The following is a 21,415-nucleotide window of genomic DNA, read 5'->3' as shown; positions in this document are numbered from 1 at the left end:
CAGGGCAGGATCACGGCATCACGGGGTGGCCCGCGCGGGCCGACGATGGGGAACACCTTCATGATCACACGACGCACCGCCCTCGGCGCGGGGTTGGCGGCGGCGACCCTGCCGCTGCGCGAGGCCCTCGCAGCCTATCCCGAGCGGCCGATCCGCTGGATCGTCGGCTACGCGGCCGGCGGCGGCACGGACATCCTGGCGCGCCTCGTCGGCGGCAGCATGTCGGCGCGGCTGGGCCAGCCGATCGTCATCGAGAACCGCCCCGGCGCCGCGACGGCCATCGGCGCGGAGGCCGCGGCCAAGGCGGCGCCCGACGGCTACACCCTGTTCACGGCGGGGAACGAGACGCTGGTCTTCAACCCGAACCTCTACCGCCGCCTGCCCTACGATCCCGCGAAGGACTTCGCGCCGATCGGCCTCATGGCGCGCTTCCACCTCGTGCTGACGGCCCGCAAGGATTCCGACGTCCGCGACGCGCGCGATCTCGTGGAACGCGCCAGGGCCCGGCCCGGCACCATCTCCTACGGCTCGCCCGGCGTGGGATCGCCCCACCACCTGGCGATGGAGCGCGTGGCGCGCGAGACGGGCGTGACCCTGAACCACGTGCCGTACCGCGGCATGGCGCCGGTGCTGAACGACCTGATGGCCGACACGCTGGAGTGCGCCGTCGTGGACGCCGCGGCGGGCGGCGAGACGCTCCGCTCCGGCCGCGTCCGGCCGCTGGCGGTCTGCGCGCCCGCCCGGCTTTCCAGCCTGCCCGACGTGCCGACGGTGACGGAGGCGCTCGGCCTGCCACGCTTCGAGGCCTATGCCTGGCAGGGCGTGGTGGCCCCGGCCCGCACGCCGGACGCCGTCATCGTCCGGCTCTCCCGGGAGGTGGCGGCCGCGCTGCAGGACCCCACCGTGCGCAACCGCATGCTGGAGATCGGCCTGGAGCCGCTGACCGGCGGCCCGGCCGAATACGCCCGCCTCATCGCCGACGAGCAGGCCGTGTGGGACCCCGTGGTCAAGGGACTGAACATCAGCCTGGACTGAGCGGGCATCCGGCAAGTCCACGTCGCGTTGATCGGATGGCGCATCGAGCCGACCGCGTCCATCCGGGCTGGAGCTCCCCTCAGCCCAGAGCCGTTCCGGCCTTCTGGCTTTTCGCATTTCCCGGGTCGCCGGGTGAGGCGTCGGCCTGCAGGCCCAGGGTCGCGATGACGTGGCGTGCGATCATGCCTTCCTCGTCGGTCGGCCGGACCAGGACGCGCACCGACGCGTCCCCTGGCGTACCGTCGGCCGAGATCACCGGCGCATTGGCCTCGTTGCGCGCCGCATCGATCCGGATGCCGAGGAATTCCAGCCCCGCGCAGATCTCGCCGCGCAGATCGCGCGCGTTCTCGCCGATGCCGGCGGTGAAGACCAGCGCGTCGAGCCCGCCCATCGCGGCGGCCAGCGCGCCGATCTCCCGGCGCACGCGATAGGCGTAGTAGCGCAGCGCCGCCGCCGCCTCGGGCCGGTCGGAGGCGCTCAGCGCCCGCACGTCCTGGCTCACGCCCGACATGCCGCGCAGGCCGGAATTGCCGTAGAGCAGCGCCGACACCGCGCCCGCCGACATGCCCTCCTCCTGCATCAGGTGCAGCAGCACGCCGGGGTCGATCTGGCCGCAGCGCGTGCCCATCGGCACGCCGTCCAGCGCGGTGAAGCCCATGGTGCTGTCGAGGCTGCGCCCGCCGCGCATCGCGCAGAGCGAGGAGCCGTTGCCGAGATGCGCCACCACCACGCGCCCGGCGGCGAGATCGGGGTCCGTCTCGGCCAGGCTGTGCGCGATGTACTCGTAGGACAGGCCGTGGAAGCCGTAGCGGCGGATGCCGCGCGCGTAGAATTCCGGCGGCAGGGCGAAGGTGTCGGCCTCCCAAGGATGGTGGCGGTGGAAGGCGGTGTCGAAGCAGGCCACCTGCGGCACGCCGGGGAAGCGGCGCGTCGCCGCGTCGATGCCGGCCAGGTTGTGCGGCTGGTGCAGCGGCGCCAGCGCGGCGAGCGCGCGCAGCTTCTCCGTCACCGCCGCGTCCACCACCACGGGCTCGGCGAGGTCCGGCCCGCCATGCACGACGCGGTGGCCGATGGCGACGATCTCGTGCTCGGCGATCGCCGGGCCGATCCCGTCCATGATGAGCGCTAGCGCCTTGACGTGCTCGGACACGTCCGGCCCCGGCCAGCGCCGGTCGGCCAGCACCTTGCGGTGGGAATCGCGCGCGAGGAGATGCGGCGCGGCGCCGATCCCCTCCATCTGGCCCGAGAGCTCCGGCTCCGGCTCGCCGTGCACCAGCCGGAACAGCTCGAACTTGATCGAGGAGGAGCCGGCGTTGAGGACCAGGATCGCCTTCGACATCGGCTCAGCCCTTCGCCGGCGCCACCGGCGCCACGAGCGAGACGCCGGTCCGCTTCCAGTGGCCGTACAGCACCGCCAGCGCCGCCGAGACCAGGCGCGCATGCTCGTCGTCGGCGCGGCTGGTCAGCATCACCGGCACCGCGGCGCCGCAGACGAGCCCGCCCGTATCCGCGTCCGAGAGGAAGACGAGCTGCTTGGCCAGCATGTTGCCCGCCTCCAGGTTCGGCGCGATCAGCACCTCGGCGCGCCCCGCCACCGAGGAGTGCAGCCCCTTGGTGCGCGCCGCCTCCACGTCCACGGCGTTGTCCATCGCCAGCGGCCCGTCCACCAGCCCGCCGGTGATCTGCCCGCGATCGGCCATCTTGGCGATGATCGCGGCGTCGAGGCTGGAGGGGATGGCCGGGTTCACCGTCTCCACCGCCGAGAGCACGCCGACGCGCGGCTCCGGCATGCCGATCGCGTGCGCGAGGTCGATCGCGTTCTGCACGATGTCGGCCTTGGTCTTCAGGTCCGGCAGGATGTTGATCGCGGCGTCGGAGATCAGCAGCAGCTCCTCGCGCCCCGGCACGTCCAGCACGAAGACGTGGCTGATGCGCCGCCCGGCGCGCAGCCCGCCATCCGCCTTGGTGACCTGCGAGAGCAGCTCGTCGGAATGGATGTTGCCCTTCATCACGGCGCCGGCCGCGCCCTCGTGCACCATGGCGACGGCGCGCGCCGCCGCGCGGTGCACGTCGATGTCCTCGATGGCGACGCCGGCCAGGTCCCAGCCGATCGCGGCCGCCTCGGCGCGGATCGCGGCCTCGGGCCCGACCAGCAGCGGCACGATCAGCTCGTGCCGCGCCGCCTCCCAGGCGCCGCCGAGCGAATGGCCGTCGGTCGGGCAGACCACGGCGGTCGGCAGCGCCGGCACGCCGCGGCAGGCATCCAGCAGCCGCGTGAACTTGCCGCGCTTGGCCAGGGCGATGTCGGGCAGCAGCACGCCGTCGGTGACGAGGTGCTTGGCCGGCGCGCGCACCTCCGCCACGCCGTCCGCCACCAGCGCGCCGTCGCCGATCCGGTTCAGGGCGCAATCCAGCACCAGCACGCCGTCCGGCCGCTTCTCGCGCACCGTCACCCGCGCCTCCAGCTCGTCGCCGACCACGGGGCGGGCATGGAAGCGCAGCGTCTGGGAGAGGTAGAGCGTGCCGGGGCCGGGAAGCTGGTTGCCGAGCACGGCCGAGAAGAGCGAGCCGCCCCACATGGCGGGTGCGACCGGCGGCCGGCCGGCCTCCTGCTCCGACTCGCCCGGGATGTGCAGCGGGTTGAGGTTGCCGGAGGCGTGCGCGAAGACGATCAGGTCGTTCGGCGTGCAGGAACGGCGCAGCGCGGCCGTGTCGCCGACCGCGATCTCGGCGGCGGTGCGCCCGATCAGGGCGGGATGCGCGAGCATGTGGGGGCTCCTTTCGATGCGGCGTGGGCCGGCGGGGAAGGCTGCGCCTTCCCCTGCACCCGTTCCGCCCGGGGAGGGCGTTGCCCTCCCCGGACCCCACCCACCAGGAACCTCAGGTTCCTGGACCTCCGCCGGCGATCGGAGGACGGGTGGTGACACAGGCGAGACTCGAGAACCATCGGGGGATCCAAGGGGGCTTCGCCCCTTGGCGGAGGGTCCAGGGAGGCAGCGCCTCCCTGGTGGGGTCGCGAGGGGCGAAGCCCCCCCGCACCCCGCCCCGCCGCTACATGATCCCCGCGAAACGCATCGCCGGCACCTCCGGCGGCACGATCAGCGGCGCCGCGGTCGCCGCCACCACCTCCTCCACCGAGACGCCCGGCGCCCGCTCGCGCAGCTCCAGCCCCGCCTCGGTCGGCGCGATCACCGCGAGGTCGGTGACGATCAGGTCGACGCGTCGCGCGGCGGTCGGCGGCAGGGTCAGCGCCGGCACGATCTTCGATTCGCCCTTGGCCGCGTGCTGCATCGCCACCACCACCCGCCTGGCGCCCGCCACGAGGTCCATCGCCCCGCCCATGCCCGGCACCAGCTTGCCCGGCACCATCCAGTTGGCCAGCCGCCCCTTCGCGTCCACCTGCAGCCCGCCCAGCACCGTCATGTCGAGATGCCCGCCGCGGATCAGCATGAAGGAGACGGCGCTGTCGAAGGCGAAAGCGCCGGGCAGCGCGCTGATGTAGCCGCCGCCGGCATCGGTCAGGTTCGGGTCCTCCATGCCGTCCGGCGGCGCGGCGCCGAAGCCCACGATGCCGTTCTCGCTCTGGAAGGCGATCAGCATGCCGGCCGGCACGTAGCGCGAGACGGTGGTCGGCAGGCCGATGCCGAGATTGACCAGCATGCCGTCGCGCAGCTCCTGCGCCACGCGGCGGGCGATCAGCTCCTTGGCGTCCATCAGCGGGGCCTCTCGACGAGATGATCGACCAGCACGCCCGGCGTGCGCACCGCGTCGGGCGGGATGACGCCGACCGGCACGATCTCGTCCGGCTCGGCGATCACGCAGTCGGCGGCGAAGGCGATCACCGGGTTGAAGTTCGCCGCCGTCAGCCGGTAGGTGAGGTTGCCGTAGTAGTCGGCCTCGAAGGCGTGCAGCAGGGCGAAGTCGGCGCGGATCGGCCGCTCCAGCAGGAAGTCGCGGCCGTCCACGGTGACGACCTGCTTGCCCTCCGCCACCACCGTGCCGAGGCCGGTCGGCGTCAGCACGCCGCCGAGGCCGGCGCCGCCGGCGCGGATGCGCTCGGCCAGCGTGCCCTGCGGCACCAGCTCCACCTCCAGCTCGCCCGCGATCATCTTCTGCTGCGTCACCGGGTTGGTACCGATGTGGCTGGCGACGACGCGCGTCACGCAGCCCGCGTCGATCAGCCGGCCGACGCCGCGGCCGGGGCGCGCCGTGTCGTTGCCGATCACCGTCAGCCCGCGCGCGCCGCGCGCCACCAGCGCGTCGAACAGGCGGGTGGGCGTGCCCACCCCCATGAAGCCGCCGAACAGGATGCTCGCCCCGTCCGGGATCAGCGCCGCCGCCTCGCGGGCGGTCATCGCCTTGCGCATGCGTCCCCTTTCCCGTCTGCGTCCCCGTCCGGCGCGCCGCCTTCCGGGACCGTGCCGCCGGCCGATGCGGCGCGTGCCTCAGGCAATGTTGTGCAGGCCGCCATCGACGTAGATCGTGTCCCCCGTCATGCCGGAGGAGGCGCCGCCGACCAGGAAGGCGCAGACCCGCCCGACCTCGGCGATGTCCACCAGGCGGCCCGCCGGGGCGCGCTCGGCGGCCATGTCGATCAGCTCGTCGAAATGCGCGATGCCGCTCGCGGCGCGCGTCCGCAGCGGGCCGGGCGAGAGGGCGAAGACGCGGATGCCCTGGTCGCCCAGCTCGTGCGCCAGGTAGCGCACGGAAGCCTCCAGCGCCGCCTTCACCGGCCCCATGACATTGTAGTTGTTCACCACCTTGTCGGCGCCGTAGTAGCTCATCGTCACCAGCACGCCGCCCCCGGTCATCAGCGGCTCGGCGAGCCTGGCCATGCGCAGGAAGGACCAGCAGGAGACGCGCATCGCCTGCGAGAAGCCTTCCGCCGAGACGTCCACCACGCGGCCGTGCAGGTCCGCGCGCGGGGCGAAGGCGATGGAGTGGACGACGAAGTCGAGCCCGCCCCATTCCTGCCCGATGCGCTCGAACACCGCCTCCAGCGCGCCCGGCTGCTCGACGTCGAGCGGCATGACGATCGCGGCGCCGATCTGCTCGGCCAGCGGCCGCACGAAGCGCTCGGCCTTGTCGTTCAGGTAGGTCACCGCCAGCTCGGCGCCGAAGGCGCGCAGCTTGGCGGCGCAGCCGAAGGCGATGGAGCTGTCGTTGGCGATTCCCACCACCAGCCCGCGCTTGCCCCGCAGCATGTCGCCGATCCGGTCGTCGGGATCCCAGACCCGCGGCAGCGGATCGAGGGGATTGCCTTCGGTCATCGCGCAACTCCGTCGCAGCGGCAGATAGCCGGTCATCGCCGCCCGGCGCCGTTTCCCGGCAGCTCCACGGCACGGACAGGCCGCCAACGACGCTCCGTCGCCGATCCTTCCGCCGGCCGGCACGGTAGCCCCGGCCGGCCCGGCGACATTCTAACGCGGCCTGCACCGGGCGGCGCCAGTCGAATGCCGCGGCGGCCGCCGATTTACCCGGGCCGTCATCCACCCGCCGCCATTCGGTCACGGCCGGGCGCCGCGCCGGCGCATGCCACCGGCCGCCGGCAGGCGCCGTCGGCGTCGCGGCCGCCACGCGCGGGAAGCGGCGGCGCTGCCTTCTCCCCCGCGTCCATCCGCCAAGGGGCCAGGGACGATCATACGGAATCCGGGCGATGGGTTCCGCGCCAGGGCACGGCCGCCCCGGGGTACCATGGCAGGCGCGGCGTCAATCGACCGGATCCCGTAGCAGGCGCGGAATACGCCACCGGCGTTTCCAACCGGCCAGCCGCCCCCTGCCTTGCAGGTCTCGCTCAGCGCGAGGAAACGGACGCGCCGCCGTTGGGGGGCGCCGGCGGCAGCGGCGGCGCCGGCGGGTTGCCGGGCGGGTTGGCCGTGCCGCGCTGGGCGGCGTTCAACTGGTCCACCCGCTCGTTGCCGGTGGCATTGCCGGCATCGTTGCGTCGATCGACGTTGGCGTGCGGCTGGTCGGCATTGGCGGCCAGCGCCGCGCCTGCCGGTGCCAGACAAGGCCCCGCTGCCAGCGCGAGCGCCGCCAGCGGAAGCACCATGGAAACCGGGTCGTGCCGTCGCATCGTCATGTCCTTTCCGGCCGGCAGGAGAATCGCGGCCGGGAGGAAGAACACGGGAGTCGGCCTGTCGATCCCGGGCGAGGCGCGGTCTCGGCATCCGGCCAGCCGGGTCGGAACAGACCCGGGGCCGGGCACCTTCGGCCGGCGGCCCGGAACCGCCGACCGGCGAGGGCCGGAACGGTGTGCCCCGTCAGACATCCACCTCCGCCTCGTCCACCTTCGCCGCGTTCTCCTGGATGAAGCGGAAGCGCAGCTCCGGCCGGCGGCCCATCAGCGCCTCCATCAGCTCGGCGGTGCGGGCGCGCTCCTCGGGGGGCAGGATCACCCGCAGCAGGGAACGCCTGCGCGGGTCCATGGTGGTCTCCTTCAGCGAGGCCGGCGGCATCTCGCCGAGGCCCTTGAAGCGGCTCACCTCGACCTTCGCGCCGGCCTTGAACTCCTTCTTCAGCTTGCGCTCGCGGTCGGCGTCGTCCTGCGCGTAGACGCTCCTGCCGTTGGCCTGGAGGCGGTAGAGCGGCGGCTGCGCGAGGTGGACGCGCCCCTGCCGCACCAGCTCCGGCAGCTCCTTGTAGAAGAAGGTCATCAGCAGCGCCGCGATGTGCGCCCCGTCCACGTCGGCATCGGTCATGATGACGACGCGGCCGTAGCGCAGCCGGGCGATGTCGAACTTCTCGCCGACGCCGCAGCCCAGCGCCTCGATCAGGTCCTTCAGCTCCTGGTTCTGGCGCAGCTTGTCGGCCGAGGCGGAGGCGACGTTGAGGATCTTGCCCTTCAGCGGCAGCACCGCCTGGGTCTCGCGGTCGCGCGCCTGCTTGGCCGAGCCGCCGGCGGAATCGCCCTCCACCAGGAACAGCTCGGTGCCCTCGGCGCTCTCGCGCGCGCAGTCGGCGAGCTTGCCGGGCAGACGCAGCTTGCGCGTCGCGGACTTCCTCGGCGTGTCCTTCTGCTCGCGCCGGCGCAGCCGGTCCTCGGCGCGCTCGATGGCGTAGGCGAGGAGGTTGTCGGCCGTCGCCGGATCGCCCGCCAGCCAGTGGTCGAAGCGGTCGCGCAGCGAGGTCTCGACGAGCCGTGTCGCCTCCGGGCTGGTCAGCCTGTCCTTGGTCTGGCCCTGGAAGTGCGGCTCGCGGATGAACACGGAGAGCATGCCGGCGCCGGCGCCGAGCAGGTCCTCGGCCGTCACCTGCGCCGCGCGCTTCTCCTTCTTCAGCTCGCCATAGGCGCGCAGGCCCTTGACCAGCGCGTTGCGGAAGCCCGCCTCGTGCGTGCCGCCCTGCGGCGTCGGGATGGTGTTGCAGTAGAGGCTGAGGAAGCCCTCGCCCTGCTCCAGCCAGCTCATCGCCCACTCGACGCGGCCCTGGCGGTCCGGGAATTCCGCCATGCCGTGCCAGGGATTCGGCACCACCTGGGCGCGCCCCTCGATCGCCACGTCCAGCGCGTCCTTCAGCCCGCCCGGGTAGTGCAGCACCGCCTCGGCCGGCACGGCGTCGGAGGCCAGGGACGGGTCGCAGCGCCAGCGTATCTCGACGCCGCGGTAGAGATAGGCCTTGGAGCGGCAGAGCCGGTACAGCCGCTCGGCCTTGAACGCCTGCTCGCCGAAGATCTCGGGATCGGGGCGGAAGCGGATGGTGGTGCCGCGCCGGTTGTGGATCGGGCCGGCGTTCTTCAGCTTCGTGACCGGCTTGCCGCGCGAATAGGCCTGGGTCCAGAGGGTGCGGTCGCGCGCCACCTCCACCTCCAGCCGCTCCGACAGGGCGTTGACCACCGAGGAGCCGACGCCGTGCAGGCCGCCCGAGGTGTCGTAGGCCTTGCCCGAGAACTTGCCGCCCGAATGCAGCGTGGTGAGGATCACTTCCAGCGCCGAGAGGCCCTTCACCTTGGGGTGCGGGTCCACCGGGATGCCGCGGCCGTTGTCGCGCACGGCGAGCCAGTTGCCGGCCTCCAGCGTCACCTCGATGCGGTCGGCATGGCCCGCCACCGCCTCGTCCATGGCGTTGTCGATGATCTCGGCGGCCAGGTGGTGCAGCGCGTTCTCGTCGGTGCCGCCGATATACATGCCGGGGCGGCGGCGGACGGGCTCCAGCCCCTCCAGCACCTCGATATCCTTGGCGGAGTAGCTTTCGTCCCGGCCCGGCTGCAGGCGGTCCCGGCCGAACAGATCGTTCATGTCTTGTTCCCGTTCCTGGGCCCAAGATAGCGACACCGGCGCCCGGAAACAACAAGTCGCGCCCCGGCCGGCGCGCATGCCGCCCGCCGCCGCCCCGGTGGGGGAAGGAAGGCGTCCGTCCTCGCCTGCCCCTTTCCGGCCTTCCCGCCCGATACCCTCCGCCCCTGGGCCTGCCCTGCCGGTCCCGGCCTCGCGCCGTGTCCATCCCGCATCGACCGTCCTGCGCCGCCGGGCGGCAGGGGCGCCACGAACGGAAAGACCTCCGCGCCGGCCGGCGCGGAGGTCTTTCGCAAGGCCCGCCGCCCCGGGCGCGAGGCGACCGGGACGCGGGCGGTCAGCGACCCGGCCGGATCAGTTGTCGGCCTTCAGGAAGGCCTCGATCATCCAGGTCATCTTGTCGATCTCGCGGGACTTCTCGGTCAGCAGATCGGAGCTGTCCTTGTCGCCCGCCTCGTCGGTGTCGTCGATGCCCTTGCGCAGCGCCTTGCCGACCGCGCCGTAGCGCGCCGCGAGCAGCTTGATGTTGTCGAGGCCGCCGTACACGTCGGTCGGGTAGGGCTCGAGGCGGGTGTTCGCCGCGATCTCCTGCGTCGTGCCATGGGCGGTGCCGCCGAGCTGGACGATGCGCTCGGCGAGGTCGTCGGTGCTGGTGTTGAGCGCGTTGTAGAACCCGTCCAGCAGTTCGTGGATGCTGTGGAAGTGCGGGCCCTTGACGTTCCAGTGCGCCTGGCGGGTCGCGTTGTAGAGATCGATCGCGTCGATCAGGCAGGCGTTCAGGATGCCGATCGAGACCTGCTTGGCGTTCTCCGGCACGTCGATGACGGTGTCGAAGGTCTTGGCGCCGAGCTTCGAAGACTTGGCCATGGGGAACTCCTCATCCGGTCGGTTGGCGAGATGGTCCGGGGCGAACATACCGTCCAGGTTACAGACTGCACACCGCCCATGCGCCGCCCACAACGCGGCAGCGGACCGATCGTGCCGCGACAAATGGGGGCGTCCGCGATGTCCGCCATGCGCTTCGCGGGGACGGCGGAATCACGTCTTCGCAACCACGGCGGTTCGGTCTCAGTCGCAGTCGCGGCATGGGCGGAGGCCGGGCCGTCGGACGGTCGGACGCCTCGCCGGCGGCGGCATTGATCCAGCGCATGGCGCCACGCCTCCGGCCCGCCAGGGCGATGGCGTTCGACCGCGCCGTTGCGGGCGGCACCGCTGCCCGGTTCTTCATCGAAACCCAACGGGGGTCTCGAAGGGGGCTTCACCCCTTCGCGGGGTCCGGGGCGGCGCCCCGGAAGCGTCGACGCGCGATGCATCCGGCGCAGGCCACCGCCCTCACGGCACGCTTCTCCCGCGTGCCTCACGGCACGCTTCTCCCGCGCGCCTCACGGCACGCTTCTCCCGCGTGCCTCACGGCACGACGTTGATGAACCGCGCCACCTCCGGCGGCGCCGCCCCGCCATGCAGCGCCGCCGCCTGCGCCACGATGGCGCGGTCGTCCTCGGTCAGCCGCACCGCCTCGCGCAGATGCTCGGTCCAGGACTCGACCGACCACAGCTCGATCCAGCGCTCCGGATGCGCCACGTCCTCGTAGAGCCGCCACACCGAGGCGCCGTTGCGCAGCCGCACCCGCCGCATCTCGGCCATCCGGCGCAGGAAGGCGGCGCGGTCGGCCGGGTCCACCCGGTAGGTGATCATCTCGATGATTCGGCCCGAATCGGCCGACAGCACGCCGGCCAGCTCCGGCGCCGGCGCCTCCGGCTCGGGCAGCCGCGCCCCGCTCGGCGCCGCGGCCGGCCCGGTGAGGTCGAGCCGCCAGGGGCGCACCGCCACCGCCACCACCGCGCCGATCGCGGCGGCGCTGCCGAGGCCGAGCGGCAGCCCCACCGCGTCGCCCACCCAGCCCCAGATCGCCGCGCCGAAGGAGAGCGCCCCGAAGAAGCAGAGCTGGTAGATGCCGATCGCGCGCGCCCGCACCCAGGCCGGCGAGACCATCTGCGCCACCGCCTGCAGGGTGGACGCGACCGTCACCCAGGCCATGCCGAACATCACCATGCCGATCGCCGCCGGGAACCAGTGCCCGGCGGCGGCCACCAGCCCCATCCCGGCGCAGGCCAGCAGCGTGCCCCAGAAGGCGATGCCGTCGGTGTCCAGCAGCCGCCGCACCGAGGGCAGGGCGAAGCCGATGCCGACGGCGCCCGCGCCCATCGCGGTCAGCATCAGCCCGAACGCCTCCGGCCCGAGGTGGAGCTGCCGGCGGACCACCAGCGGCAGCAGCGCCCAGATCGCCGCGGTGAACAGGAAGAAGGCGACGGCGCGCAGGATGGTGGCGCGCAGCGCCGGCGAGGCGGCGACGAAGCGCACGCCCACGCGCATCGCCGAGAGGAAGTGCTCCTTGGGCATGGTCGAGGCGGCGGCGGCCGGCCGGCGCCAGAGCACCAGCGCCACGATCAGCCACAGGAAGGTGAAGGCGTTCAGCGCGAAGGCGAACCCCGCCCCCGCCCAGGCGATGGCGAAGCCGCCGAAGGCCGGTCCCAGGGCGCGGGCCAGGTTGAAGCCGATGCCGTTCAGCGCGATGGCCTGCACCAGGTCCTCGCGCGGCACCAGCTCCGGCGTGGTCGCCGCCCAGGCCGGGAAGTTCAGCGCGTTGCCGGCGCCGATGCCGAAGGTGATGGCGAGCAGCCCCCAGGGGCCCAGCACGCCGGAGAAGGTCAGCGCGGCCAGCAGCAGCGCCATGGTCAGCACCCAGGCCTGCGCGCCGATCAGGTAGAGGCGGCGGTCGATGATGTCGGCGAGCGCGCCCGCCGGCAGGGCGAACAGGAACACCGGCAGCATGGTCGCCGCCTGCACCAGGCTGACCATGATCGGCGAGGGGTCGAGGCTGGTCATCAGCCAGCCCGCGCCGGTGTTCTGGATCCACATGCCCGTGTTGCTCGCCAGGTTGGCGAGCCAGAGGGTGCGGAAGGTGCGGTGGCGGAGGGGCAGGAAGGCGCGGGGCAGGGCCATGGCGCTCCCCTAGGGCAAGTTGGCGGCGGCGGAAATCGGGCGGACGCTTGCGCTCGCGGAATTATGCGTGACGGAGCCGCCCGGCCCGGGCGGCGCCGGAGGTCCGCGCTACTGCACCGCGAACTTCACCACGCAGGCCGCCGCGATCACCCAGACCGCGCCGCTCACCTCGCCGATCCGCCCCGCCAGGGTCTTGCCCACCGCGTAGGTGACGAAGCCGAGCCCGATCCCGGTTGCGATCGAGAAGGTGAAGGGCATGGCCATCGCCACCACCACGGCCGGCACGTACTCGGTGGCGTCGTCCCATTCCAGCTCGCGCAGGGCCGGGGCCATCAGGCAGGCGACGTAGACCAGCGCCGGCGCGGTGGCGTAGCCCGGGATCGCGGTCGCGAGCGGTGCCAGGAACAGCGTCAGCAGGAACAGCACGCCGACGGTGACGGCGGTGAGCCCGGTGCGCCCGCCCGCCTGGATGCCGGCCGCGCTCTCGATGTAGCTGGTCGTGGTGCTGGTGCCGAGCACGGCGCCCAGCATGGCGCCGCCGCTGTCGGCCAGCAGCGCCTCGCGCAGGTTGGGCACGCTGCCGTCGGGGCGCATCAGCCCGGCGCGCTGCGTCGTCGCGATCAGCGTGCCGGCATTGTCGAGCACGTCCACCAGGAAGAAGGTGAGCACGATGCCGAGCACGCCGACGCCGATGGCGCCCGCGATGTCCATCTGCAGGAAGGTCGGCGCCAGCGAGGGCGGCATCGCCACCAGCCCCTGGAAATGCGTCAGCCCGAAGGGAATGCCGAGCGCCGCCGTGACGACGATGCCGAGCACGATCGCGCCCGGCACGCGACGCGCCGAGAGCCCGGCGATCAGCAGGAAGCCGATGCAGGCGAGCAGCGTCGAGGTGCGGCCGAGCGGCCCGAGCGTCACCATCGTCGCCGGGTGCGCCGCCACCAGCCCCATGCCCTGCATCCCGATCAGCCCGAGGAAGAAGCCGATGCCGGCCGCGATGCCGAGCTTGAGCGAGAGCGGGATGGCGTTGATCAGCCATTCGCGCAGCCGCAGCAGGCTGACCGCGAAGAACAGCACGCCGGAGAGGAACACCGCCCCCAGCGCCGCCTGCCAGCTCAGCCCCATGCCGGCGACGACGGTGAAGGCGAAGTAAGCGTTCAGCCCCATCCCCGGCGCCAGCGCCACCGGGTAGTTGGCGAGCAGCCCCATGGCGGTGGAGCCGATCGCCGCCGCGATGCAGGTGGCGGCGAAGGCGGCGCCGCGGTCGATGCCGGCCGAGGCCATGATGCCCGGGTTGACCGCGACGATGTAGACCATGGTGAGCCAGGTGGCGAAGCCGGCCAGCAGTTCGGTGCGCACCGTGGTGCCGCGCCCGCTCAGGCCGAAGAACCGCTCCATGCGCCACGCCCCGCTTCCCGTTGCAGCGCGTCAGGATAGGAGAGGCCCGGTCGGCCTGTCATGCCGCCGGCGTGTCGATTCGCCGTCGCCGCCACGGCGGCGGCGCGGCCCGGCGCCGCACCCGCAGGCAAACTGCCTTCGGCTTCCGGCCGGAACGCCTCGTCCACGGGCACGGTGCGCGGCGCGCCGTGGCGGTCCCACGGCCCGCGCGATCCCGCCGCGGACCTGCCCGCGGCAGGCAGGCGGGATGCTGCACCCCGCGCCGTCGTCGCCATGCCGACGGCCGCGACGGGGCCGGCGAGGCCCGGCCCGCCTGCCTTGACGCTGCGCGGAGCCGCACGTTCTACTCCGCGCCGCCGCGGGCGCCGCCCGTCGGAGAGAGGTGCGGGCCGCGTCCGCCAAAAGCAGAACCACGGGAGGCGACATGTCCGGGAACGCCGCGATCGGCTTCATCGGCCTCGGGATGATGGGCGCCCCCATGGCGGAGCGGCTGATCGGCGAGGGCGTCACGCTGCACGTCTTCGATCCCTCCCCCGACGCCAGCATCCCCTTCCGCGACGCCGGCTGCGTGGTGCACGACGGCCCGCGCGGCGTGGCCGACGCCGCCGCCTGCGTCTTCGCCTGCCTGCCGAAGGCCGCGATCAGCGAGTCCGTCGCGGCCGAGGTCGCCGAAGGCGCGGCGGTGCGTGTCCATGTCGAGATGTCCACGATCGGCCGCGCCACCGTGGAGCGCATCGCCGCCCGGCTCGCGGCGCGTGGCATCGGCTTCGTGGACTCGCCCGTCACCGGCGGCCCGGCCCGGGTGCGCGCCGGCGCCCTCGCGGTGATGACGGCCGGCGCGCCGGCGGCGGTGGAGCAGGCGCTGCCCTGGCTCTCGCGCATCGCCCGCACCGTGTTCCGCGTCGGCGACACGCCCGGCCTCGCCCAGAGCATGAAGCTGGTGAACAACCTGGCCGTCGCCGCCACCATGGCCACCACCTTCGAGGCGCTGGTCTACGGCGCCAGGGCCGGGCTCGACCCCGCCATCATGGCCGAGGTGCTGAACGCCGGCACCGGCCGCAGCTTCGTCACCACCGACATCGTGCCGCGCGCCGTGCTCACCGGCAGCTTCGACTTCGGGGCGCGCCTCGCCATCCTGGAGAAGGACGTGGCGCTCGGCCTGTCGGAGGCGCACGCGCTGGGCGTGCCGATGTGGGCCAACGAGCAGGTGGCGCGGCTCTACGCCTTCGCCGCGTCGCAGGGGCTCGCCGAGGCGGACATGTCGGCGGTGATCAGGGTGATGGAGGGCTGGGCTGGGACGGAGGTGCGGGCGCGCGGCGGGTAACGCCCCGCCCTACGCGCGCGCCGTTCTGTCCATGGGGAAGGGCGCCGGGGCCTCGGCGCCCCCCGCCTCGGCAACATGATCCGGGATCATGTGGTCCGGGCTCATTCCGGCCGCTCCCTGCCTGGGCCGCCGTCGCCGCGGCGTTGCCGGAAGCCCGGAGCGGATCGCCGAAGGGCGGATACGCCCAGGGGCGTGAATCCGCTCCGGCAACCACGAACCGGCGCCGACCCGGGCACGGCGGAAACCCTCCGCGCACGGAAAGCCCCGCGCGGATCGCTCCGCGCGGGGCCATTGGACCGATCCGGACCGGAAGCCCGGGCCGCCGCACCGGCGGCCCGGAAACCCGGCTCAGGCGGAGTAGTACATCTCGAACTCGACCGGGTGCGGGGTGTGCTCGAAGCGGTACACTTCGTTCCACTTCAGCTCGATGTAGCTCGCGATCTGGTCCTCGGAGAACACGCCGCCCTCCAGCAGGAACTGGTGGTCGGCCTCGAGGGCGCCCAGCGCCTCGCGCAGCGAGCCGCAGACCGTCGGGATGCCCTTCAGCTCCTCCGGCGGCAGGTCGTACAGGTCCTTGTCCATCGGGTCGCCCGGATGGATCTTGTTCTTGATGCCGTCCATCGCCGCCATGGTGAGCGCGGCGTAGGCGAGGTAGGGGTTCGCCGTCGGGTCGGGGAAGCGCACCTCGACACGCTTGGCCTTCGGGCTCGTCGTGTAGGGAATGCGGCAGGAGGCGGAGCGGTTGCGGGCCGAGTAGGCCAGCAGCACCGGCGCCTCGAAGCCCGGGATCAGGCGCTTGTAGGAGTTGGTGGACGGGTTGGTGAACGCGTTCACCGCCTTGGCGTGCTTGATGATGCCGCCGATGGCGTAGAGGCACATCTCGGACAGGTCGGCATAGCCGTTGCCCGCGAACATCGGCTTCCCTTCCTTCCAGATGGAAAGATGGGTGTGCATGCCCGAGCCGTTGTCACCGTAGATCGGCTTCGGCATGAAGGTCGCGGTCTTGCCGTAGCTGTGCGCGACGTTGTGCACGCAGTACTTGTAGATCTGCATCTGGTCGGCCATCGTGACCAGCTTGCCGAACCTGGTGCCCAGCTCGTGCTGGGACTGCGCCACCTCGTGGTGGTGCTTCTCGATGGGCAGGCCCATCTCGCCCATGGTCGAGAGCATCTCGGCGCGGAGATCCACCTCGCTGTCGACCGGCGGGACCGGGAAGTAGCCACCCTTGACGAGGGGGCGGTGGCCCATGTTGCCCTCGGGGTACTCCTTCATGTTGGCGCCCGGGCCCTCGATGCTCTCGAGGAAGTAGGAGCCGAAATTGCCGCCCGTGCCGAAGCGCACGCTGTCGAACACGAAGAACTCGGCCTCGGCGCCGACCAGCACGGTGTCGCCCACGCCCGAGGACTCGACGTAGGCGGCGGCGAGCTTGGCGGTCGCGCGCGGGTCACGCGCGTAGAACTGGCCGGTGGAGGGCTCGATGATGTCGCAGATCAGGATCATCTGCGGCTTGGCGGCGAAGGGGTCCATCACCGCCGTGGTCGCGTCCGGCATCAGGATCATGTCGGACTCGTTGATCGCCTTCCAGCCGGCGATCGAGGAGCCGTCGAACATGATGCCGTCGACGAAGTTGTCCTCGTCCACGGTGGAGACGTGCTGGGCGGTGTGCTGCCACTTGCCGCGCGGGTCGGTGAAGCGGAAGTCCACGTACTCGACGCTGTGCTCCCGGATCATCTCCATGACCTTGGCGACCGCGCTGCTCGGCGCGGCGGACGGTGCTGCAGGCTTCTTCGCCATCGTGTCGATCCTGTCCCCTGTGTCTTGCATCAGTCGATAGGCAGTCCGCGCCGCGGCGCGCCGCTCGGGCGCCTGCCGCGATCACGCCTCGCGCGGCCCGTGCCCCGGGCGGCGCGGCCCCCGGCCGCCATCCGTCCGCTGCGCGGCCCGCCCGGTCGGGCGAAGCCAGGTTCCGCGCGCCGGTCCCTGGCCAGTCACCGGGCGCCGCGCCGGCCTCGCGCCACCCGGATCAGTCCGCCGGCGGGCCGAACGACCCGGCCCGCGCCCAAGCGCCGCCCGCGGCTCGCCTGGGTCGGGGAGCATCGGGCAGCGTCCTGCAAGCCCCGGCCGGGCCGCCCGTTCGGGCGGCGGCCGGGCGTAGCCATCCACAAGGCGGCGGGAAGGTCAACGCGCCGCCGGAACCGGCCGGCGCGGCGCGCGACGAGGCCGGCGCGGGCGCCCGCCCCGTCCCCGGAGGAGCGCCGCCGGTCCGCCCGGCGGAGGCCCGGCAACCCTCGCGGGCCGCACGGCCGGTCCACACGGTCGGGCCGCCGCGTGCCTTCCGGCCGGCGTGGCTAGACCGCGTCCTCGCCCCGCTCGCCGGTGCGGATGCGAATCACCTCCTGCACGTCGGAGATGAAGATCTTGCCGTCGCCGATGCGGCCGGTGCGGGCGGCGAGCTGGATCGCCTCGATGGCCCGGTCGGCCAGCGAATCCTCGCACACCACCTCGATCTTCACCTTGGGCAGGAAGTCGACGACGTACTCGGCGCCGCGGTAAAGCTCGGTATGGCCCTTCTGCCGGCCGAACCCCTTCGCCTCGATCACGGTCAGGCCCTGAAGCCCGATCTCGTGCAGCGCGTCCTTCACCTCGTCGAGCTTGAAGGGCTTGATGATCGCCTCGATCTTCTTCATCGGGTCCGCTTTGCCGTTCCTTGCGGCCGTTCCGCCGTCGCTGCCGATGACGCCGGGCCTGCTGCACCGCGCGCATGTCGCGGTGTGCGCATGCCGCATCATGCCGCCGGCGGCCACCACGTTTCCGCCGGTGCTTTTTTGCACTTTGCGTGCCATCCCCGCAATGCGTCGCCGCACGGGAAATGCCGATACCGTCCGCCGCCGCCGCCCAGCGAAGCGGCATGCCCGCCCGGGAATGGGCAGCGATTGGGCAGCGGCCGGAACGATGGCCGTCGGCCGCCCCCCGCCCCGGAAGGCCGCGGGCGAGAGGCGGCAAGGCCCGCGCCGGGGCGCCGGCCCCACGGAAAGGCGCGTCGCCCCTGGGCATCCCCCTGGGTCAACCCCCCTGGGTCAACCCCCCTGGGCCGCCCCCAGGCCTCTCTCCTGGGCCGACGGGCATCGGCGGCGCGCACGGGCCGGCCGCATATTCGGACGCCCGACAGGGTGCCCGCCGCGGCACCCGCCGGTGGCGCCGCTTGCGGCCCGGGCCGGGGCCGGCCAAATAGGGGCAAACCCGGACCGGGGAAGCGGCACGAACGGGACGACCCGCCGCGCCCGGACGGCGCCCACCACCGCAAAGGCCGGCCACTCATGCAGCCCTCCTGGCAGCCCTCCCGGCAGCCCCCCATGCAGCCGCAGAACGCGCTCCTGTCCGCCACGGGGACGACGATCTTCACGGTCATGAGCGCGCTGGCCGCCGAGAAGCGCTCGATCAACCTCGGCCAGGGCTTCCCGGACTACGAGGGGCCGCGCGACGTGGTCGAGGCCGCCGCCGCCGCCCTGCTCGATGGCCGCAACCAGTACCCGCCGCTGACCGGCCTGCCCGAGCTGCGCCAGGCCGTGGCCGACGCCAACCGCCGCTTCTACGGGCTGGAGATCGACCCCGCCGCCGAGGTGGTCGTCACCTCCGGCGCCACCGAGGCGATCACCGCCTGCCTGATGGCGGTGCTGAACCCGGGCGACGAGGTGGTGCTGATCGAGCCGCTCTACGACACCTACCTGCCGGTGGTGAAGCTGCTCGGCGCCGTGCCGCGCCTCGTGCGCCTCTCGCCGCCGCGCTGGGAGCTGCCGCGCGAGGCGCTGGCCGCCGCCTTCGGGCCGAAGACCAAGGCGATCCTGCTCAACTCGCCGATGAACCCGGCCGGCAAGGTGTTCACCGCCGCCGAGCTCGCCTTCATCGCCGACCTCGTCAGGCGCCACGGCGCCTACGCCATCTGCGACGAGGTGTACGAGCACCTGACCTTCGACGGCTGGAAGCACATCCCGCTGATGACGCTGCCCGGGATGCGCGAGCACTGCATGCGCATCGGCTCGGCCGGCAAGACCTTCAGCCTGACCGGCTGGAAGGTCGGCTACATCACCGCCGACCGCTCGCTCGGCCCCAACCTCGCCAAGGCGCACCAGAACCTGACCTTCACCACCGCCCCCAACCTGCAGCGGGCCGTGGCGGTGGGGCTGGCCAAGGGCGACGACTACTTCGACGGCCTCGCCGCCTCGCTCCAGGGCAAGCGCGACCGGCTGGCGGCGGGCCTCGCGGCGCTCGGCTTCGGCGTGCTGCCGACCATGGGCAGCTACTTCGTCACCACCGATTTCCGCCCTCTCGGCTTCGCCGGCGACGACGTGGCCTTCTGCCGCCACATCACCGAGGCGGCCGGCGTCACCGCCATCCCCGTCTCGGCCTTCTACGCGGGGCCCGAGGACAGCCCGGCCGCGAACGGGCCCGTGCCGACCCACTTCGCCCGCTTCGCCTTCTGCAAGAGCGACGCGGTGCTGGACGAGGCGCTGGCGCGGCTCGCCGCCTGGAAGGCGCGCGGGCCGATGGCGGCGGCGGGCTGACCGCCGCCGGGGCGCCGCCCCGGCCCCCGGCAGGAGGGCCTTGCCCTCCTGCACCCCCTATCGCTGGTCCGGCGTCCCGGTGCCTGAACCATCGGGGCACCGGGCCGGCACGGTCGCGACGGGCCCGCGAACGCCGCCGGTTCACTCCCCCTTGGAGATGTTCCAGTACACCGGCACCGGCGCGTCCAGGATGCCGCGCAGCCGCGCCGAGTAGCCGCGCACCAGGCTGAACTGGCCGAGCGGCATGTAGGGCACCGTCTCCAGCGCGCGGGCATGGTAGGCGGCGGCCACCTCGGCGCGGCCGCCCGCGTCCGGCGCCGCGAGATAGGCGTCGCGCAGGCGCTCCATCTCCGCGTCGCAGGGCCAGCCGGGCAGGCCGGTGCGCTCGCAGGCCGAGCGCATCGCGTTGTGCCCCGCCGGGTCCATCGCATCCAGCCCCGAGGGCGCCGAGACGAACAGCCCCCAGCCGCCCTGCCCCGGCGGGTTGCGCGAGAGGCGGCGCTGCACCAGCGTCGCCCAGTCCATCGCCTGCACCTCCACGCGCAGCCCCGCCTGCTGCAGCAGATCCGCCGCCACCAGGGCGAAGGTGTGGGAGACGGTGGAATCCTGCGCGTCCAGCACCACCACCGGCGTGCCGTCATAGCCCGAGGCGGCGACGAGGCGGCGTGCCTCGGCGAGATCCGGCCGCACCCAGCCCGCCTCGGTGCGGTAGCGGCTGCTGCACACGTAGAAGGAGCGGCAGTCCTGCCACAGCGCGGGGTCGTTCAGGTAGGCCGGCAGGAAGCGCGCCGGATCGACCAGGTGGCGCATCGCCTGCCGCAGGCGCGGGTTGTCGAAGGGCGGCTGCGCCTGGTTCATGCGGAAGATCGGCTGCACGCCGACATTGTCCTGCGGGCCGAGGCGCAGGTTGCGGGCGCGCCGCACCACCGGGAACAGGTCGGGCGGCAATTCCTCGTAGAGGTCGATCTCGCCCGTCACCAGCGCGTTGAGCGCGGTCTGCGCGTCCGGCAGGAACACCCATTCCACGCGCTCGACGCCCGCGCGCTTGCCGCCCGCGAGCCCGTCCGGCGGCTCGGCGCGCGGCACGTAGTCCGGGTTGCGGCGATAGGTCACGCGGTCGCCGATGCGCCAGTCCTCGCGCCGCAGCATGAAGGGGCCGGAGCCGGTGGGATCGGTGATCTGCCGCTCGGCCGGCGTCGCCGCGACGCGCGCGGGCATGATGAAGAGCGGCTGGCCGGAGGGCTTGGCCAGCGCCTCCAGCATCAGCCCGAAGGGCTGGCGCAGCACGAGGCGCACGGTGCGCGCATCCGCCGCCTCCAGCGCCGTGGCGCGTGCCATGATCTGTTGCCCGAGCCCGTCGCGCACCGCCCAGCGGCGCAGGCTGGCGATCACGTCCCCGGCGGTGACCGGCGCGCCGTCGTGGAAGCGCAGCCCGTCGCGCAGCACGAAGGTCCAGCTCAGCCCGTCCGCCGAGACCTCCCAGCGATCCACCATCTGCGGCCGCGGGCGGAGCTGCGAGTCCAGCGCGAACAGCGTGTCGTAGACCATGTAGCCATGGTTGCGCGCCATGTACTCGGGGCTGCTGAACGGGTCGATCGTGCGCAGGTCGCCGAACAGCTTCACCCGCAGCACGTCGCCGCCCCCGCGCGTCTGGGCGGCGGCCTCGCGCCCGGCCCAGGGTCCTAGCCAGGACCCTGGCCAGGACAGGTGGCCGGCGCCGAGCAGCAGCAGGGCGGCGAGCCGCAGGATGTGGCGGCGCATGCGCTTCCTCCCGATACGTTCTTGCATCGGATGCAAGCGGAATCCGCCGCCGCGCGCAACCGCGCCGCCGCCGCGCGCGGGACGCCCCGGACCAGGCGGCG

Annotated in this window: 16 protein-coding genes; 3 read left to right on the top strand and 13 right to left on the bottom strand. The window is 73.1% G+C overall.

The genetic code is table 11. The annotated features are described in order from the left end of the window. The first annotated feature begins 60 nt into the window (after window positions 1–60). Entirely contained in the window at window positions 61–1,035 is a 975-nt protein-coding gene (locus M0638_RS02740; RefSeq protein WP_248665423.1) for a Bug family tripartite tricarboxylate transporter substrate binding protein, read from the top strand. A gap of 79 nt (window positions 1,036–1,114) precedes the next feature. On the opposite strand, the gene M0638_RS02735 is transcribed toward M0638_RS02740, so the two are convergent. The 10 genes from M0638_RS02735 to M0638_RS02690 form a co-directional block, all read right to left on the bottom strand. Next, window positions 1,115–2,374 carry an acetate/propionate family kinase gene (locus M0638_RS02735; RefSeq protein ID WP_248665422.1) on the bottom strand — a complete coding sequence of 420 codons (1,260 nt, stop codon included), beginning with the start codon at window positions 2,372–2,374 and terminating at the stop codon, window positions 1,115–1,117. Between the two features lie 4 nt (window positions 2,375–2,378). Continuing rightward, window positions 2,379–3,803 (bottom strand): bifunctional enoyl-CoA hydratase/phosphate acetyltransferase, encoded by a 1,425-nt coding sequence (locus M0638_RS02730; RefSeq protein WP_248665421.1) that lies wholly within the window; start codon window positions 3,801–3,803, stop codon window positions 2,379–2,381. Window positions 3,804–4,086: 283 nt separating this feature from the next. Further along, window positions 4,087–4,749: a 3-oxoacid CoA-transferase subunit B gene (locus M0638_RS02725; protein WP_248665420.1), complete on the bottom strand. Its 663-nt coding sequence runs from the start codon at window positions 4,747–4,749 to the stop codon at window positions 4,087–4,089. After that, window positions 4,749–5,402, bottom strand: a complete 654-nt coding sequence (locus M0638_RS02720; RefSeq protein WP_248665419.1) for a 3-oxoacid CoA-transferase subunit A — start codon at window positions 5,400–5,402, stop codon at window positions 4,749–4,751. The genes M0638_RS02725 and M0638_RS02720 overlap by 1 nt, the downstream gene beginning before the upstream one ends. Before the next feature lie 78 nt (window positions 5,403–5,480). Beyond that, the gene (gene fabI / locus M0638_RS02715; RefSeq protein ID WP_456316020.1) at window positions 5,481–6,305 is read right to left on the bottom strand and encodes an enoyl-ACP reductase FabI; all 825 of its coding nucleotides are present in this window, start codon (window positions 6,303–6,305) and stop codon (window positions 5,481–5,483) included. Between the two features lie 524 nt (window positions 6,306–6,829). Then, window positions 6,830–7,117 (bottom strand): hypothetical protein, encoded by a 288-nt coding sequence (locus M0638_RS02710; protein WP_248665418.1) that lies wholly within the window; start codon window positions 7,115–7,117, stop codon window positions 6,830–6,832. Between the two features lie 181 nt (window positions 7,118–7,298). After that, on the bottom strand, window positions 7,299–9,272 hold the full coding sequence (gene parE / locus M0638_RS02705; protein ID WP_248665417.1) for a DNA topoisomerase IV subunit B: 1,974 nt from the start codon (window positions 9,270–9,272) through the stop codon (window positions 7,299–7,301). A gap of 351 nt (window positions 9,273–9,623) precedes the next feature. Beyond that, window positions 9,624–10,136, bottom strand: a complete 513-nt coding sequence (gene dps / locus M0638_RS02700) for a DNA starvation/stationary phase protection protein Dps (protein ID WP_248665416.1) — start codon at window positions 10,134–10,136, stop codon at window positions 9,624–9,626. 540 nt (window positions 10,137–10,676) lie between these two features. After that, window positions 10,677–12,272, bottom strand: coding sequence for an MFS transporter (locus M0638_RS02695; RefSeq protein ID WP_248665415.1), 1,596 nt, complete (start codon window positions 12,270–12,272; stop codon window positions 10,677–10,679). Window positions 12,273–12,380: 108 nt separating this feature from the next. Further along, window positions 12,381–13,667 carry an NCS2 family permease gene (locus M0638_RS02690; RefSeq protein ID WP_248665414.1) on the bottom strand — a complete coding sequence of 429 codons (1,287 nt, stop codon included), beginning with the start codon at window positions 13,665–13,667 and terminating at the stop codon, window positions 12,381–12,383. Between the two features lie 424 nt (window positions 13,668–14,091). Here M0638_RS02690 and M0638_RS02685 point away from each other — a divergent pair, with 424 nt between their 5' ends. Beyond that, window positions 14,092–14,991, top strand: a complete 900-nt coding sequence (locus tag M0638_RS02685) for an NAD(P)-dependent oxidoreductase (RefSeq protein WP_248665413.1) — start codon at window positions 14,092–14,094, stop codon at window positions 14,989–14,991. Between the two features lie 348 nt (window positions 14,992–15,339). Here M0638_RS02685 and glnA read toward each other — a convergent pair whose 3' ends face one another. Next, the gene (gene glnA, locus M0638_RS02680) at window positions 15,340–16,785 is read right to left on the bottom strand and encodes a type I glutamate--ammonia ligase (RefSeq protein WP_248665412.1); all 1,446 of its coding nucleotides are present in this window, start codon (window positions 16,783–16,785) and stop codon (window positions 15,340–15,342) included. Between the two features lie 554 nt (window positions 16,786–17,339). Then, the gene (locus M0638_RS02675) at window positions 17,340–17,678 is read right to left on the bottom strand and encodes a P-II family nitrogen regulator (RefSeq protein ID WP_248665411.1); all 339 of its coding nucleotides are present in this window, start codon (window positions 17,676–17,678) and stop codon (window positions 17,340–17,342) included. A gap of 666 nt (window positions 17,679–18,344) precedes the next feature. On the opposite strand from M0638_RS02675, the gene M0638_RS02670 reads away from it, so the two are divergent. Further along, window positions 18,345–19,553: an aminotransferase gene (locus tag M0638_RS02670; protein ID WP_248665410.1), complete on the top strand. Its 1,209-nt coding sequence runs from the start codon at window positions 18,345–18,347 to the stop codon at window positions 19,551–19,553. A 141-nt stretch (window positions 19,554–19,694) separates the two neighbouring features. On the opposite strand, the gene M0638_RS02665 is transcribed toward M0638_RS02670, so the two are convergent. After that, window positions 19,695–21,314: an ABC transporter substrate-binding protein gene (locus M0638_RS02665; protein ID WP_248665409.1), complete on the bottom strand. Its 1,620-nt coding sequence runs from the start codon at window positions 21,312–21,314 to the stop codon at window positions 19,695–19,697. Window positions 21,315–21,415 lie beyond the last annotated feature (101 nt).

Origin of the sequence: Roseomonas acroporae (genome assembly GCF_023223525.1) — a bacterium.
Classification (GTDB): Bacteria; Pseudomonadota; Alphaproteobacteria; order Acetobacterales; family Acetobacteraceae; genus Roseomonas_E; species Roseomonas_E acroporae.
This window is presented reverse-complemented; position numbering and strand designations above follow the sequence as displayed.